Origin of the sequence: Burkholderia sp. SJZ089 (assembly GCF_007828315.1) — a bacterium.
Taxonomy (GTDB): Bacteria; Pseudomonadota; Gammaproteobacteria; order Burkholderiales; family Burkholderiaceae; genus Burkholderia; species Burkholderia gladioli.
Genome location: NZ_VIUM01000003.1, coordinates 195,452 through 209,351, shown reverse-complemented (window position 1 = coordinate 209,351; position 13,900 = coordinate 195,452). Strand labels below are relative to the sequence as shown.

Below are 13,900 nucleotides of genomic sequence, written 5' to 3'. Positions count from 1 at the left end.
GTCGTGCCCGACGAGGCGGCCCGGCTCGCATCCTCGCGCGCCTCGCGTTCGCTCAGACGGCGTCCTCGCGCAGCACGTCGGCCAGGTGGTTGACCACGGCGCGCGTCTTCGCCGCCATCTTCTGGCCCAGCGAGATGATCGCGTGCACCGGCGGGCCGTCTACGTCGCATTGCGGCAGCACATGCACGAGGCGGCCTGCCTTCACGTGGCCGCTGGCGACGCGATCGTGGATCTGAGCGATGCCGAAGCCCGACAAGGCAGCCTCCACCAGCGCCTGCCCGTCGCTGACCACCAGCACCGGCTGGGCCGCGTACTCGCGCGACGCGTTACCCTCGCGCAGCGACCAGCCGCGCAACCGCCCGGAAGGGCCGCGAAACACGATCGCATCGTGACCGGCCAGCGCTGCGATGTCCTCGACGGCGCCGCGTCGCGCGAGATAGTCGGGCGAGGCATAGAGCCCGAGCCGCAGGTCGCAGAGCTTGCGCACGGTCAGCTCGCTGTCGTCGGGCAGCACGCCGATGCGCACCACCACGTCCCAGCCCTCGCCGATCGGATCCGACATGCGGTCCGTCAGCGCCAGTTCCAGCGTGATCTTCGGATAGCGGGCGCGCAGCGCGTTGAAGCTCGGCAGCAGCAGGCGGCCGAAGCCGGCCGGCAGGTCGATGCGCACGCGCCCGGCCGGCTCGGAGCGCCGCGAGGCGAGTTGCTGCTCGGCCTCGCGCAGGCCGTCGAGCGCGTCCTGGGCGGCCACCAGGTAGGTTTCGCCGTCCTCGGTCAGTCGCACCGCGCGCGTGGTGCGCTGGAACAGCCGCGTGCCGAGCCGCGCCTCCAGGCGCTGCACGGCCTTGCCGACATTCGACTTGCTGCTGCCGATCTGTTCGGCGGCGCGCGTGAAGCTGCCCGTCTGCGCGACGGCCACGAACACGGCGATTTCATTCAGCGGGGCATCCATGCGTTCGTTCATCCTGCGGCCTCGGCTCGGCGATGCGTTCGAAACGCCGAAGGCCGCGCTCCTGTGGCGCGGCCCCGGCATCGCAACCTGCCCGGCATTGTAGTCAATCGGCGATCCGCGCGTGACGCGAACCGGCTTGGCGCGCGCCGCCCCGCTCTCGTCCCCGTCGTCGTCGTCGACCTGCGCCGACGGGCCGATCATCAGCAGCCCCTTGTCCAACTCGTCGAGCGCCTTCGGCGCCGATGAAGCCCAGCGGCAGCATCACCACCAGCGCGATGCAGCAATAGCGCGGGCTGCGCCATTCTGCGTGCCGGCCCCACGCGGATCAACGCCGCGACGGTGCGCACAGCGTCGCCATGCCGGCGACAATCGCGCGCCGCCGCCATCGAGCGCCCCGCCCGCGAGGCGCGCCGATTGTCTCCCTTCGCGCTACAGAGCGGCGCATCCCGCGTCGTTTATCGCCGCATCGACTCTCGCGATACTGCATTCCACCGGCAAGACGCCGGCCGCGAGCCGGCAAGGCCGCATCACCCAACCTCATCTGCAAGGCGGAAACCATGAAGCTCTATATCGCGAAAGCCACCTGTTCCCTGGCCGTCCAGGCCGTCGCCAACGAACTGGGCCTGTCGCCCGAACTGGTGCACTTCGACGTGCTCGGCAAGACGCTGTCGGAGGACGGCAGCTTCGCCGACGTCAATGCCCTGCTCTACGTGCCCGTGCTCGAGACCGAAGGCGAGCGTCTGACCGAAACCATCGTGATCGCCTCCTACCTGGCCGACCAGCATCCGGAAGCGGGCCTGATTCCGCGCCATGGCACCATGGAGCGCGTGAAGATGGACCAGTTGCTGACCTTCATCGCCACCGAGATCGCGCAGAAGCACATCCCGCTGATGCGCAAGCTGATGACGCCCGAAGGCATCGCCTTCCATACCGGCAAGCTGCTGAGCGCCTACGGCACGCTCGACGCACGGCTCGCCGACGGTCGCGCCTATCTCACCGGCGATCGCTTCACGGTGGCCGATGCCTATGTCTGGGCAACCATGTGGCACGAGCGTTCGGGCGTGAATCTGGACCACCTCCATCACCTGCGTGCCTATCTCGAGCGCATCGAGGCGCGTGCCTCGGTGAAGCTGGCGCTGGCCGACGAGGCGACCGCCGTGGCGCGCCACGAAGTGCGGCTGGCCGCGTAAACGAAAACGGCGTCGCGTGCCGATGGACACGCGACGCCGTGGCGATACCGCCACCGCCCTATCGCTTCCGCCCCGCCACCGAAAAACGCAGCACGGTTTCCTCGTGCAGCGTCTGCCCCGGCTTCAGCTCCGTGGTCGGAAACGCCGGATGATTCGGCGAATCGGGGAAATGCTCGGCCTCGAGCGCGAACGCATCGGTCTGCCGGTAAGCATGGCCCGAGGCGCCCACCGCGCTGCCGTCCAGCGAATTCGCCGAGTAGAACTGCAGCCCCGGCTGCGTGGTATCCACGCTCAGCACACGGCCGCTGCGCGGATCGCGCACGCTGGCGGCAAAGGCCGGCGTGCTCGGGCCGCCCGCGTCGAGCACCCAGTTGTGGTCGTAGCCGCGCGCATACACCATCTGCTCGAAATCGGAACGCAGGTGCTTGCCGATCGGCGTGGGCTTGCGCAGGTCCAGCGGCGTGCCTTCCACCGAGGCCAGTTCGCCGGTGGGGATCGAGGTCCGATCGGTCGGCGTGTAGCGCGAGGCCGCGATGCGGATCTCCTGGTCCTCCACGCTGCCGCTGCCCTCGCCGGCCAGGTTGAAGTAGGTGTGGTTGGTCAGGTTGACCACCGTGTCCTTGTCGGTGCTCGCCTCGTAGACGATATGCAGCGCGTTGTCGTCGGTGAGCCGGTAGGTAACGTGAACCGTCAGCGTGCCGGGAAAGCCGTTCTCGCCGTCGGGGCTCACGTAGCTCAGTTCGACGCCCGCGCCATCCTTGCCGCCGTCGAGCGGCTTCGCGCTCCAGACCTTCGAATCGAAACTGTCGGGCCCGCCGTGCAGCGTGTTGGGCGCGTTGTTGATCGGCAGCTTGTAGGTCTGGCCGTCGAGCTGGAACTGGCCGCCGGCGATGCGGTTCGCGTAGCGGCCGATCAGGGCGCCGAAATGGATGTTGCCGTTATAGGCCTCGTAATCCTTCAGCGAGGCGAAGCCGAGCACGATATTGGCGGACTTGCCATGCCGGTCCGGTACCTCGATCGCGGTGATCACGCCGCCGTAGTTGATCAGCTTGACGGTGGTGCCGCGCGCGTTCCTCAGCGTGTACTCGGTGACGGGCTTGCCGTCCTGGGTGGTGCCGTAAGGCGCCTGGCTCAGCGTGGCGGCCGGCGCGAGCGAGGCGGCCAGCAGGCCTGCCGCGAACAGCGCGCAGGCTGCCAGGCGCGGCGGATGCAGGGGAGACGATCTCATCGGGGTACCTGTTCCTCTCGGATAGGGTGGGAAGGATCTTCGGCCGGCGCGGCATACGACATGGCTTGCCGCGGGTGCTTCACAGGCCGACGCGATGGCGCTACGTTCTGCATGCGGCTCGGGAGTGTCGACGATTGTAATCGTATGAGGGTTGCAGCGACAATCGAGGCGCGTCGTGCCGGCCACCTCCGCAGGCGCTGATCCGCGCGACGCGCCAGGACGCAATTCCGATGCCCGACCCGCCGCGCGCGCCGCCTTGCGTGCGCGGCCCACCACGCGGCCCCGCGCCGCAAAGGACAGCGAGCCATGCCCCGCACCATCGCCGAAAAACGCGCCGCGTTCCGCCAACTCCACGAAAGCGGCTGTTTCCTGCTGCCCAATCCCTGGGACGCCGGCACCGCGCGCTACCTGGAGGCCGCCGGCTTCCAGGCGCTGGCCACCACCAGCTCCGGTTTCGCCTGGTCGCAGGCGCATGCCGACAACACGCTGTCGCGCGAGGCCGTGCTCGCCCACCTGCGCGCGATCGTGCAGGCCACCGACTTGCCGGTGAATGCCGACTTCGAGAACGGCTTCGGCGCCACGCCCGAGGATGTCGCGCAGAGCGTCGGGCTGGCGGTGGAGACCGGCGTGGCGGGCCTGTCGATCGAGGATTCGACGGGCGACGCGAGCGGCTCGCTGTTCCCGATCGAGGTGGCGGTGGAGCGCGTGGCCGCCGCGCGGCGCGCGATCGATGCCAGGGGCGGCGATACGCTGCTGGTGGCGCGCGCCGAGAACTTCTTCGCCGGTCCGCCCGACCTGGACGACGCGATCGCGCGGCTGCGCGCCTATTCGGCGGCCGGCGCCGATTGTCTCTACGCGCCCGGCATCCGCACGCGCGGGCAGATCGAGGCGGTGGTGATGGCGGTGGCGCCCAAACCCGTCAACGTGCTGGTCGGCACGCCGCTCGAATTCACGCTGGCCGACCTGGCCGCGCTCGGCGTGCGGCGCGTGAGCGTCGGCGGGGCGCTGGCGCGCGCGGCCTGGGGCGGCTTCATGGCCGCCACGCAGGCGCTGGTGGAGGGACGCTTCGATGGTTTCGCGGGGATTCCGGCGGGCGGGAAGCTCAATGAGGTGTTCGAGCGGAAGTAAGCCCGACCGCCCCCGCTTCAGGTATCCATGATCGGCCGCAGCAGCGCCTGCCCTTCATAGAGAAATCGCAGGTAACGCTCGCGGATCTCCGCGAGCGACAGCGAGGACACCTGCGTGGTGATGGTCAGGCTCGCGCGCATCTGTCCATGGCGATCCGTCAGCGGCACGCCGAGGATGCGCATGCCGACCTCGTATTCCTGGTCCAGCTCCGCGTAACCCTGCTCGCGGATCGCCGAGATCACGGCCTTGATCTCGGCGATACCGGTGCGCGTGTAGGGCGTCAACGCCTGCCGGTCGACGCGCGCCAGGTAGGCATCCACCTCCTCATCGCTCAGCGAGGCCAGCCACAGCCGGCCGCTGCCGGTGCAGTACATCGGCAGCCGCCAACCCTGCCGCATCGACAGCGAGGACACGTTCATCACGCGGCTGCGCACGATATGCACCACCTCGTCGCCGTCGCGCACGGCCACCGATACATGCTCGCGCGTCTCCGCCGCCACCTTCTCGACGATCGGCCGCATCATGCGCGGCAGCCGCGCCGATTCCACGTAAGCCTGGCCGATCCGCAGGTTCTTGGCGGTCAGCCAGTAGTAGCGGCCATCGGTTTCCGCGTAGCCGTCATGCACCAGGGTCAGCAGGAAGCGCCGTGCCGCGCTGGTGCTCAGGCCGGCGCGGGCGGCCGCCTCGGGCACCGTCAGCCGCGGCGTCTGGTCGTTGAACAGCAGGATCAGGGCGAGCCCTTTCTGCAATCCCGCGATCAGGTCGCGTTCATGGATGAGGGGTTGTTTCATCAGAGGATTATTCAGGGGCAGGCACGAAGTCGCTACGGCAATGCGATTATCGCAATGCCGATTCGCTCATCGCAATATTTTCGATTCTTCGCCGTTGCTGCCGCCAGGGCGCCGGTCGCACCATAAGCGCCATGTTCCTCATGGATTCCGGTGCACCTCAATGATTCGCGGTACGACCGAACTGGTGGCCATCGTCGGCTCCCCCATCGCCCAGGTGAAATCGCCGCAGAACTTCAACGGCTGGTTCGAGCGGCACGGCAAGGATGCCTCGATGATCCCGATCGACCTCGATGGCGGCTCGCTCGATCACTTCATCGACGCGATGCGCGCCTGGCGCAACCTGCGCGGCTGCGTGGTCACGGTGCCCTACAAGCAGCAGGTAGCGCCGCGCCTGGACGCGCTGAGCCTGCGCGCCGAGGCGCTGGGCTGTGTCAACGTGATCCGTCGCGAGGCGGACGGCAGGCTGGTGGGCGACAACGTCGACGGCGACGGCTTCCTCAACGCCGCGCGCGGCCACGGCTTCGAGCCGGCCGGCGCGCGGGCGCTGGTGATCGGCGCGGGCGGGGTGGGCAGCGCGATCGCCTGGGCGCTCTGCGAGCAGGGCGCGGCGGCAGTGACGGTGGTCGACATCGACGCGCCGCGCGCGCGCCGCCTGCGCGAGCTGCTGGCCCGGCATCATCCCGGCACCGAGATCGAGCCGCACTTCGATACGCTGGCGCCGTTCGAGCTGGTGGCGAACGCCTCGCCGGCCGGCATGGAAGGTTACGCGCCGCTGCCGCTGGAAGCGATCACGCTCGCCACGCTGCGCCCCGCCACGCTGGTGGCCGACGTGGTCACCGCGCCCGAGGTCACGCCCTTTCTCGACCTGGCGCGTCGCGCCGGCTGCCCGATCCAGACCGGCGCCGAGATGGCGCTGGCGCAGTTCGGCAATCTGGGCGCGTTCATGAACGTCACGCCGCTGGAGGTCTGAGCGGCACAACCTGGCCGCCCAAGGCGAGCCGGGACGCCTTCATCCACCAGGATGACATTCCAATATTAATCAGGAGACCGGATCGATGAACGACCGACACATCACATCCACACCCAGCGCCGGGCAGACCCGGCGCGCCACGGCGAGCGGCTGGATCGGCTCGGCGCTGGAATACTACGACTTCTTCATCTACGCGCAGGCCGCGGCGATGGTGTTCCCGCAACTGTTCTTCCCGCACGGCAACCCCAAGCTGGCGATCGTCGCCTCGCTGGCCACCTACGGCGTGGGCTACGTGGCGCGCCCGATCGGCGGCTTCCTGCTGGGCCGGCGCGGTGACACGCACGGTCGCAAGCACCTGCTGCTGCTCTGCATGTTCCTGATGGGCGCCTCGACCTTCGCGGTGGGCCTGCTGCCCACCTACGGGCAGATCGGCATCGCCGCGCCGATCCTGCTGGTGCTGCTGCGCCTGGTGCAGGGTTTCGCGGTGGCCGGCGAGATCTCGGGCGCGAGCTCGATGATCCTGGAGCAGGCGCCGTTCGGCAAACGCGGTTATTACGCGAGCTTCGCGCTGCAGGGCACCCAGGCGGGCCAGATCTTCGCCGCCGCGATCTTCATGCCGCTGGCTTATTGGATGTCGCACGACACCTTCGTGGCCTGGGGCTGGCGCATTCCCTTCCTGCTCAGCGCGCTGGTGCTGGCGGCCGGTTTCGTGATCCGCCGCAACGTGTCGGAGTCGCCCGCCTTCGTCAATGAAGACAACCAAGGCGGCATCCCGGCCTCGCCGATCGCGGTGGCCTTCCGCGAAAGCTGGCGCGACATGATCCGCATCGCGGTGATGGCCACCGCGGCCGTGATCGCGATGGTCGCCACCATCTTCGGCGCGGCCTACGCGGTGCAGCCCGCCTACGGCATCGGCTTCGCGCCCGACATCTATCTCGCGATCCCGCTGATCGGCAATATCGTCGCCGTGATCGTGATTCCCTATGTCGGCAGGCTGTCGGACCGGATCGGCCGGCGCATCCCGGTGGTGGTCGGCTCGCTCGGCGCGGGGCTGCTGTCCTATGTCTATCTCTACGCGATCAGCGCGCACAACGCGCCGCTGGCGATCGTCACCTCGGTGCTGATGTGGGGCGTGATCTACCAGGGCTTCAATGCCGTATTCCCGAGCTTCATGCCGGAGCTGTTCCCGACCCGCACGCGCGTCTCGGCGATGTCGATCGGCCAGAACATCGGCATGGCGCTGACCGCGCTGCTGCCCTCGCTGTTCGCCGCGATCGCGCCGCCGGGCACGCAGAACATCCCCATGCTGATCGGCACCACCACGCTGGTAATCACGGCGCTGGCCGCGCTGGCGGCCTGGACCGCGCGCGAGACCTATCGCACGCCGCTCAACGAGCTGGGCGGCAAGCCGGCCATGGCGGCCGCGCGAAGCCGCGCCGGCGCGGGCGATTCGGCCGCGGCCGCCGGCGCGCGATCGAGCTGAGCGCGCTTCAAAGGCAAGCCGCGCCGCCGGGTTGCGGCGACGCGGCTTGCCGAAGCCCGGGTGGCTCGGCCTCGGCGATCATCGACATGCCGCCCCGGCTCCTCACCTCCCTTCCCGGTCTCAGCGCGCCAGCAACTGCTCGCTGAGCGTCCACAGCGCCCTTGCATGCACCGGGTCGACCGCGTAAGGCGAGACGCCCCGGATCCGCATCGCGTCGGCCATCTCGATCTCGCGCGGTGACTCGTCGCGCAGCGGCGCGACATCGACGTTCTCGCAATAGAGCCCGCCCAGCCCGTCGAGCTTCGGGCTGGTGGCGCACCAGACCTGGGTGGCCGCGCCCTGCCCGACCGTCTTCAACTGCCGCGACGGATCGCGGATCGGCTGCCCCTGTGCATCGAGCACGCCGGCCTCGATCAGTTGCTCGCGCGTGACGTGCTTGCCCAGCCCCGTCTCGACGATGCTGCCCGGATGCAGCGAGAAGGTGCGCACGCCATGCTCGCGCTCGCGCCGGTCGAGCTCGACCGCGAACAGGATATTGGCCGTCTTCGACTGTCCATAGGCCGAGAACGGGTGATAGTCGCGCCGCTCGAAGTTCGGATCGTCGAGCGAGACATCGGCGTAGCGATGGCCGAGCGAGGACACCGATACCACGCGCGCGCCGCGCGCCGCGCGCAGCAGCGGCAGCAGCGCGGTGGTCAGCTGGAAATGGCCGAGATGGTTGGTGGCGAACTGGATCTCGTAGCCGCGCGCGTCGCGCCGCAGCTCGGGCACGGCCATGATGCCGGCGCTGTTGACGAGGATCCGCAGCGCGGGCGTGTCGGCCGCCACCGAGGCGGCGAAGGCCGCGATCGAAGCGGGATCGAGCAGGTCCATCGCGCGCACCTGCGCGTCGATGCCGGCCAGCGCCGAGCGTGCGCGTTCGACGTCGCGCGCCGGCACGATCACCCGGGCGCCGGCCTCGCGCAGCACGCGCACGGTCTCGAGGCCGAGCCCCGAATAACCGCCGGTCACCACCGCGGTGGCGCCCGACAGGTCGATGCCGGCGATCACCTCGCCGGCCGTGGAAGCGGCTCCGAATCCGGAGCCGATGGGCTGTTGCTGGTTCGACATGGCAAAACCTCATGAAGGACAGGTGGGCCCAGTGTAGGCGGCAAGTCCTGTACGATGAATGGTCGAAAGTTCAGGAAACCATCGCATGCGTTCAGGAATCACCGAGGACCTGCTGTCGGACATGCTGCGCCTGGTCAGCGCGAACCCGGTGGTGGCGGGCGGTTTCTCGGCCGGCGGCCGCTGGGCGATCCGCTTCCCGAAGCCGGACAAGATCAAGTTCTTCGCGCTGGTGAAGGGCGGCTGCTGGCTGCTGATCGACGGCTGGGCCGAGCCGCTGCGCGTCGAGTCCGGCGACATCTTCCTGCTCTCGGGACAGCATGGCTTCGTGCTCGCGAGCGAGGCCGCCGCGCCGCCGGTGGACGCGCGGCAACTGTTCCCCGGCAGCGCCGCGACGCGCTCGGCCACCATCGGCGACGGGCTCGACTGCCGGCAGATCGGCGGCCACGTGCGGCTCGATCCCGTCAACGGCTCGCTGCTGCTGGAGGTGCTGCCGCCGCTGATCCACATCGACGGCCGCTCCGAGCAGGCGGCCGTGCTGCAGTGGCTGCTGGCGCGCCTGGTGCGCGAACTGGAGGCCGGCGCGCTGGGCAGCAGCCTGGCCTGCACCCATCTCTCGCAGATGATGTTCATCGAGATCCTGCGCGCCCACCTGGCGCGCGACACCGAGCTCTCCCCCGGCTGGCTGCGCGCGATCGGCGACGCGCGGCTGGCGCCGGCGCTGCGGCTGATGCACGGCGAGCCGGCGCGGGCCTGGCGCCTCGAGGAGCTGGCCGCGGCCGCCGCCATGTCGCGCACCGCGTTCGCGGTTCACTTTCGCGAGGTGGCCGGCATCCCGCCGCTGGCCTGGCTCACGCAATGGCGCATGCGCCTGGCCAAGCGCGCGCTGGCCGACGAGCAGGCGAGCGTGGCAGTGCTCGCCGAGCGGCTCGGTTATGCCTCGGAAAGTGCCTTCAGCAGCGCGTTCAAGCGCGTGACCGGCGTGGCGCCCAGCGCCTACCGGCGCGAAGCCGGCCGGCAAGGCGAGGACCTGGCATCGGAATCGGTCGAACTCGCGTAGCGCGATGCGAGGTCGATGCACTCGGGCGCGTTTCCGTGACAAACCCGGTCCAACATGCTGTTTGCCAGCCTGTCATGAAACCGACACGCGCGCTCGAAGCCCCCAACATCTTCACAGCCGGCGTCCAGGCAGGCATCCGGCCGTTCATCGGCGTGTTCCTGCTGGCGGGCGCCGCCGCCCTCGTCTCGCTGGCGCCACCGCCACCGCGAACGCTTTCGCCCCTCCAACGCGCCCACCCCACCTGCCTCCTGCACGGCTCGTGTAGCATGGCTCGCGAACGCCTCACCGTCCCCTGGTTCCGTCCATGCCCCCCAACCTCGGCCACCTCCGCACCTTCCTCGCCGTGATCGACACCGGCAGCCTGGCCGGCGCCTCGCGCCAGCTGTTTCGCGTGCAGTCGGCGATCACGCGCGCGATCCATGAACTCGAAGGCAGCCTCGACACGACGCTGTTCCAGCGCACGCCGGCCGGCGTGGTGCTCACGCCCGCGGCCGAGGCGATCCTGCCGCGCGTGCGCTCGGTGATGCGCGACCTGTCGACATGGGGGCGCAGGAAGAGCGCCGAGGCGCAGGCCGACGATCTCTACCGCAACGTGCCGGCCGCCGTGCTGAACAACAAGCGGCTGGATATCTTCTGCCGGCTGCTGCGCTCGCGCCACATGCCGACCGTGGCCAGCCAGGTGGGCGTGAGCCAGCCGGCGGTAAGCGCCGCGATCTCGCTGCTGGAGGAATGCGCGCAGGACAAGCTGTTCCTGCGCACCGCGCGCGGCCTGACGCCCACGCCGCGCGCGGTCGCGCTGGGCCAGACCACGCGCCACGCGCTGAACGACCTGGCGCGGCTCGCCAGCGACATCGCGGCGGCCCACGGCACGCTGGCCGGCGAGGTGGCGGTGGGCGCGCTGCCGCTGTCGCGCTCCTCGCTGCTGCCCGAGGCGATCGCGCAACTGGTGGCGGCCGAGCCGGGCGTGCAGGTCAGCACGGTCGAGAGCCCCTTCGACGATCTCTGCGCGGCGCTGCGCGCGGGCAGCCTCGATTTCATCGTCGGCGCGCTGCGCGATGCGCGTTATGCCACCGACCTGGAAGTCCACGAGCTGTTCGCCGAGCCGCTGGCGATCATCGTCGGCAGCCATCATCCGCTGGCCGCCAAACGGCGCGTCTCGCTGGCCGCGCTGGCCGGCCACCAATGGATCCTGCCGCGCCGCGACACGCCCTCGCGCGCGCTGCTCGCCGCCGCCTTCGCGACGGCGGCCCAGGCCGAGCCGGTACCCAGCGTCGAGACCGGCGATTCGATGATCGTGCGCGGCCTGCTGGCGCGCTCGACGATGCTGGCGGTGGTCTCGCAAGGCCAGATGACGCGCGAGCTGCGCAGCGGCGAGGTGAAGGCGCTGCCGATCGAGCTGGCCGGCACCGCGCGGCCGATCGGCATCATCCGGCGCGTCGGCGTGCTGGCCTCGCCGCCGGCCGCTGCCCTGTTCGAGACGATCCGCGCGATCGCGAGCCGGCCGCGCGACTGAGATCGAGATCGGGCCCGGCTCAGGCCGGCGACATCCCGCAGGCGAGCTTGGCGGCCGCGGCTTGGGGCGAGGCGAGGAAGGCCAGGAAGGCCGCGGCGGCCTCGCGCCGCGTGCAAAGGCTGCCGACAGCGCCGGCGAACACGGTCACGGCCTGCACCTCGTCGGGCAGCGGCCCGACGATCGCGATGCCGGGCTGGTCGAGCAGCTCGCTGCGCTGCTGGAAACCCAGCTCGACCTCGCCCGCCGCGATCAGCGCGGCCACCGGCACGCCCGGCCGGGCGCGCACGATGCGCGAGGCGATCGTCTCGGCGATGCCCCATTGCGCGAACAACGCCTCCAGGTGCGTGCCGCTCGGCCCGGTCGAATAGCCGATCGAGCGCGCCCGCAGCACCGCCTCGCGCACGGCCGCGCCGCTGTCGATGGCCGGATGCGGTGCATCCTCGCGCACCGCCACCGCCACTTCAGAACGCGCGATCGCCACGCGGCCGGCGCCGTCGAGATGGCCGCCCGCGGCCAGCTTCACCAGCGCCGCGTCGGCCAGCACCACCAGATCGAAGGCTTCGCCGTCGGCCACGCGCCGCGCCGCGTCGACGCCGCCCACCGACTCGATCGTCATGGCCTGCCCCGTCGCGGCCCAGTAGTCCTCGGCCAGCCGCGCCAGCAACTGCCGCGTCGCCATCGACGAGATCAGGCTCAGCCCATCCTCAGTCGACATAACGCAGCCCGGCCTTGGCGAGCGGCTCGCGCATCGCGTACATGTCGAGGCCGAGCACGCCCGAGGCGAGCTTCTCGCGCTTGGCGGCCTCGTTGGCCTCGCGCGCCAGCGCCTTGTCGAGCACCTCGGCGGCGATCGGGCGCGGCACGCAGACCACGCCGTCGGCATCGGCCACCACCACGTCGCCCGGCGTCACATAGGCGCCCGCGCAAACCACCGGCACGTTGACCGAGCCGAGCGTGGCCTTGATGGTGCCCTTCGCCGAGATCGCCTTGCTCCAGACCGGGAAGCCCATTTCCTCGAGCGTCGCCACGTCGCGCACGCCGGCATCGATCACCAGGCCGGTGGCGCCGCGCGCGCGGAAGCTGGTGGCCAGCAGGTCGCCGAAATAACCGTCGGTGCATTCGGCCGTCACGGCCGCGATCACGATGTCGCCCGGGCGAATCTGCTCGGCCACCACGTGCATCATCCAGTTGTCGCCGGGATGCAGCAGCACCGTCACGGCGGTGCCGGACGCGCGCGCATGCGGATAGACCGGCCGCATCACCGGATTGAACAGGCCGACGCGCCCCATGGCCTCGTGCACGGTGGCCGTGCCGAGTTCGCCGAGCCGTTGCGCGACGCTCGCGTCCGCGCGTTCGATGTTGCGATATACCACGCCGAGTTCATACATGATCAGAGCCCCTTTTGCTCGAGTGCCGCGCCGAGCCGCGCATAGACGCGCCGCGCATTGCCTTCGTAGATGTTGTAGCGGTCCTCGGCGCTGATCGCCGCCGCCTCGATATAGCGCTTGGTGTCGTCGAAGGCATGGCCCGTTTCCGGATCGATGCCGCGCACCGCGCCGATCATCTCGCTGGCGAACAGGATGTTGGCCACCGGGATCACGTTGGTCAGCAGGTCGATGCCGGGCTGGTGGTAGACGCAGGTGTCGAAGAACACGTTGTTGAGCAGGTGCTCGTCGAGCAGCGGCTTCTTCAGCTCCTGCGCGAGCCCGCGGAAACGGCCCCAGTGATAGGGCACCGCGCCGCCGCCGTGCGGGATCACGAACTTCAGCGTCGGGAAATCGTGGAACAGGTCCGAGGTCAGGCACTGCATGAAGGCCGTGGTATCGGCGTTCAGGTAGTGCGCGCCGGTGGTGTGGAAGCAGGCGTTGCAACTGGTGCTGACGTGGATCATCGCCGGGATGTCGTACTCGACCATCTTCTCGTAGATCGGGTACCAGTAGCGATCGGACAGCGGCGGGCTGGTCCAGTGGCCGCCCGAGGGATCCGGGTTGAGGTTGATCGCCACGTTGCCGTATTGCTCGACGCACTTCACCAGCTCGTCCACGCAGGTCGAGACGTCGACGCCGGGGCTTTGCGGCAGCATCGCGGCCGGCACGAAGTTCTCGGGGAACAACCGGCTGACGCGGTAGCAGAGCTCGTTGCAGATCGCGGCCCAGGTGCTGGACACCGCGAGATCGCCGATGTGATGCGCCATGAAGCTGGCACGCGGACTGAAGATCGTCAGGTCGATGCCGCGCTCGCGCATCTTCTTGAGCTGGTTGGTCTCGATCGACTCGCGCAGCTCGTCGTCGCTGATCCGCAGCTCCGAGACGGCCGGCATCGCGCCGCCCTCGTTGAACGCGGCCACCTGACGGTTGCGCCAGGTTTCGAGCGCCTTCGGCGCGGTGGTGTAATGCCCGTGGATATCGATGATCATTTGCAATCCTGATGGATGGTTCGGGTTTCGCCGCGATCCGGCACGACGTCATGCCGGACCGC

13 protein-coding genes are annotated in these 13,900 nt (G+C 69.7%); 6 read left to right on the top strand and 7 right to left on the bottom strand.

Features of this window, described 5'->3' with window-relative positions; genetic code table 11:
- Positions 1-52 precede the first annotated feature (52 nt).
- The gene (locus FB600_RS07025; protein ID WP_046576405.1) at positions 53-964 is read right to left on the bottom strand and encodes a LysR family transcriptional regulator; all 912 of its coding nucleotides are present in this window, start codon (positions 962-964) and stop codon (positions 53-55) included.
- Between the two features lie 545 nt (positions 965-1,509).
- Between FB600_RS07025 and FB600_RS07020 the strand changes: the two genes are divergently transcribed.
- Positions 1,510-2,142, top strand: a complete 633-nt coding sequence (locus tag FB600_RS07020; RefSeq protein ID WP_060005864.1) for a glutathione S-transferase family protein — start codon at positions 1,510-1,512, stop codon at positions 2,140-2,142.
- Positions 2,143-2,200: 58 nt separating this feature from the next.
- Here FB600_RS07020 and FB600_RS07015 read toward each other — a convergent pair whose 3' ends face one another.
- Entirely contained in the window at positions 2,201-3,370 is a 1,170-nt protein-coding gene (locus tag FB600_RS07015; RefSeq protein WP_046576015.1) for an aldose epimerase family protein, read from the bottom strand.
- A gap of 306 nt (positions 3,371-3,676) precedes the next feature.
- On the opposite strand from FB600_RS07015, the gene FB600_RS07010 reads away from it, so the two are divergent.
- Positions 3,677-4,498: an oxaloacetate decarboxylase gene (locus FB600_RS07010; protein WP_046576013.1), complete on the top strand. Its 822-nt coding sequence runs from the start codon at positions 3,677-3,679 to the stop codon at positions 4,496-4,498.
- 17 nt (positions 4,499-4,515) lie between these two features.
- Here the strand turns inward: FB600_RS07010 and FB600_RS07005 are convergent, their stop codons facing one another.
- On the bottom strand, positions 4,516-5,289 hold the full coding sequence (locus tag FB600_RS07005) for an IclR family transcriptional regulator C-terminal domain-containing protein (protein WP_046576010.1): 774 nt from the start codon (positions 5,287-5,289) through the stop codon (positions 4,516-4,518).
- 160 nt (positions 5,290-5,449) lie between these two features.
- On the opposite strand from FB600_RS07005, the gene FB600_RS07000 reads away from it, so the two are divergent.
- Both FB600_RS07000 and FB600_RS06995 read left to right on the top strand, forming a co-directional pair.
- A complete protein-coding gene (locus FB600_RS07000; protein WP_096752297.1) occupies positions 5,450-6,259 on the top strand; it encodes a shikimate dehydrogenase family protein in 810 nt (269 codons plus the stop codon).
- An 85-nt stretch (positions 6,260-6,344) separates the two neighbouring features.
- A complete protein-coding gene (locus FB600_RS06995; protein WP_060005859.1) occupies positions 6,345-7,742 on the top strand; it encodes an MFS transporter in 1,398 nt (465 codons plus the stop codon).
- A gap of 120 nt (positions 7,743-7,862) precedes the next feature.
- On the opposite strand, the gene FB600_RS06990 is transcribed toward FB600_RS06995, so the two are convergent.
- On the bottom strand, positions 7,863-8,852 hold the full coding sequence (locus FB600_RS06990) for an SDR family NAD(P)-dependent oxidoreductase (RefSeq protein ID WP_145756431.1): 990 nt from the start codon (positions 8,850-8,852) through the stop codon (positions 7,863-7,865).
- Positions 8,853-8,937: 85 nt separating this feature from the next.
- Between FB600_RS06990 and FB600_RS06985 the strand changes: the two genes are divergently transcribed.
- On the top strand, positions 8,938-9,909 hold the full coding sequence (locus FB600_RS06985; RefSeq protein WP_145756430.1) for an AraC family transcriptional regulator: 972 nt from the start codon (positions 8,938-8,940) through the stop codon (positions 9,907-9,909).
- A gap of 304 nt (positions 9,910-10,213) precedes the next feature.
- A complete protein-coding gene (locus tag FB600_RS06980; RefSeq protein WP_096752294.1) occupies positions 10,214-11,422 on the top strand; it encodes a LysR family transcriptional regulator in 1,209 nt (402 codons plus the stop codon).
- A 19-nt stretch (positions 11,423-11,441) separates the two neighbouring features.
- Here FB600_RS06980 and FB600_RS06975 read toward each other — a convergent pair whose 3' ends face one another.
- Genes FB600_RS06975 through FB600_RS06965 form a run of 3 tightly spaced genes read right to left on the bottom strand, consistent with a single transcriptional unit; the run spans position 11,442 to position 13,838 of the window.
- Positions 11,442-12,137: a substrate-binding domain-containing protein gene (locus FB600_RS06975; protein ID WP_145756429.1), complete on the bottom strand. Its 696-nt coding sequence runs from the start codon at positions 12,135-12,137 to the stop codon at positions 11,442-11,444.
- Positions 12,127-12,810: a 4-carboxy-4-hydroxy-2-oxoadipate aldolase/oxaloacetate decarboxylase gene (gene ligK / locus FB600_RS06970; protein WP_096752292.1), complete on the bottom strand. Its 684-nt coding sequence runs from the start codon at positions 12,808-12,810 to the stop codon at positions 12,127-12,129. Before ligK ends, FB600_RS06975 begins: the two co-directional genes overlap by 11 nt.
- Positions 12,811-12,812: 2 nt before the next feature.
- Positions 12,813-13,838 carry an amidohydrolase family protein gene (locus tag FB600_RS06965; protein WP_145756428.1) on the bottom strand — a complete coding sequence of 342 codons (1,026 nt, stop codon included), beginning with the start codon at positions 13,836-13,838 and terminating at the stop codon, positions 12,813-12,815.
- Between the last annotated feature and the right edge of the window lie 62 nt (positions 13,839-13,900).

Excerpts from the sequence above, each read along its gene's own strand:
- FB600_RS07020 (WP_060005864.1), top strand. The coding sequence starts at position 1,510 with ATGAAGCTCTATATCGCGAAAGCCACCTGTTCCCTGGCCGTCCAGGCC.
- FB600_RS07000 (WP_096752297.1), top strand. The coding sequence starts at position 5,450 with ATGATTCGCGGTACGACCGAACTGGTGGCCATCGTCGGCTCCCCCATC.
- FB600_RS06980 (WP_096752294.1), top strand. The coding sequence starts at position 10,214 with ATGCCCCCCAACCTCGGCCACCTCCGCACCTTCCTCGCCGTGATCGAC.
- FB600_RS06995 (WP_060005859.1), top strand. The coding sequence starts at position 6,345 with ATGAACGACCGACACATCACATCCACACCCAGCGCCGGGCAGACCCGG.
- FB600_RS06975 (WP_145756429.1), bottom strand. The coding sequence starts at position 12,137 with ATGTCGACTGAGGATGGGCTGAGCCTGATCTCGTCGATGGCGACGCGG.
- FB600_RS06990 (WP_145756431.1), bottom strand. The coding sequence starts at position 8,852 with ATGTCGAACCAGCAACAGCCCATCGGCTCCGGATTCGGAGCCGCTTCC.
- FB600_RS07010 (WP_046576013.1), top strand. The coding sequence starts at position 3,677 with ATGCCCCGCACCATCGCCGAAAAACGCGCCGCGTTCCGCCAACTCCAC.
- FB600_RS06965 (WP_145756428.1), bottom strand. The coding sequence starts at position 13,838 with ATGATCATCGATATCCACGGGCATTACACCACCGCGCCGAAGGCGCTC.
- FB600_RS07015 (WP_046576015.1), bottom strand. The coding sequence starts at position 3,370 with ATGAGATCGTCTCCCCTGCATCCGCCGCGCCTGGCAGCCTGCGCGCTG.
- ligK (WP_096752292.1), bottom strand. The coding sequence starts at position 12,810 with ATGTATGAACTCGGCGTGGTATATCGCAACATCGAACGCGCGGACGCG.
- FB600_RS07025 (WP_046576405.1), bottom strand. The coding sequence starts at position 964 with ATGAACGAACGCATGGATGCCCCGCTGAATGAAATCGCCGTGTTCGTG.
- FB600_RS06985 (WP_145756430.1), top strand. The coding sequence starts at position 8,938 with ATGCGTTCAGGAATCACCGAGGACCTGCTGTCGGACATGCTGCGCCTG.
- FB600_RS07005 (WP_046576010.1), bottom strand. The coding sequence starts at position 5,289 with ATGAAACAACCCCTCATCCATGAACGCGACCTGATCGCGGGATTGCAG.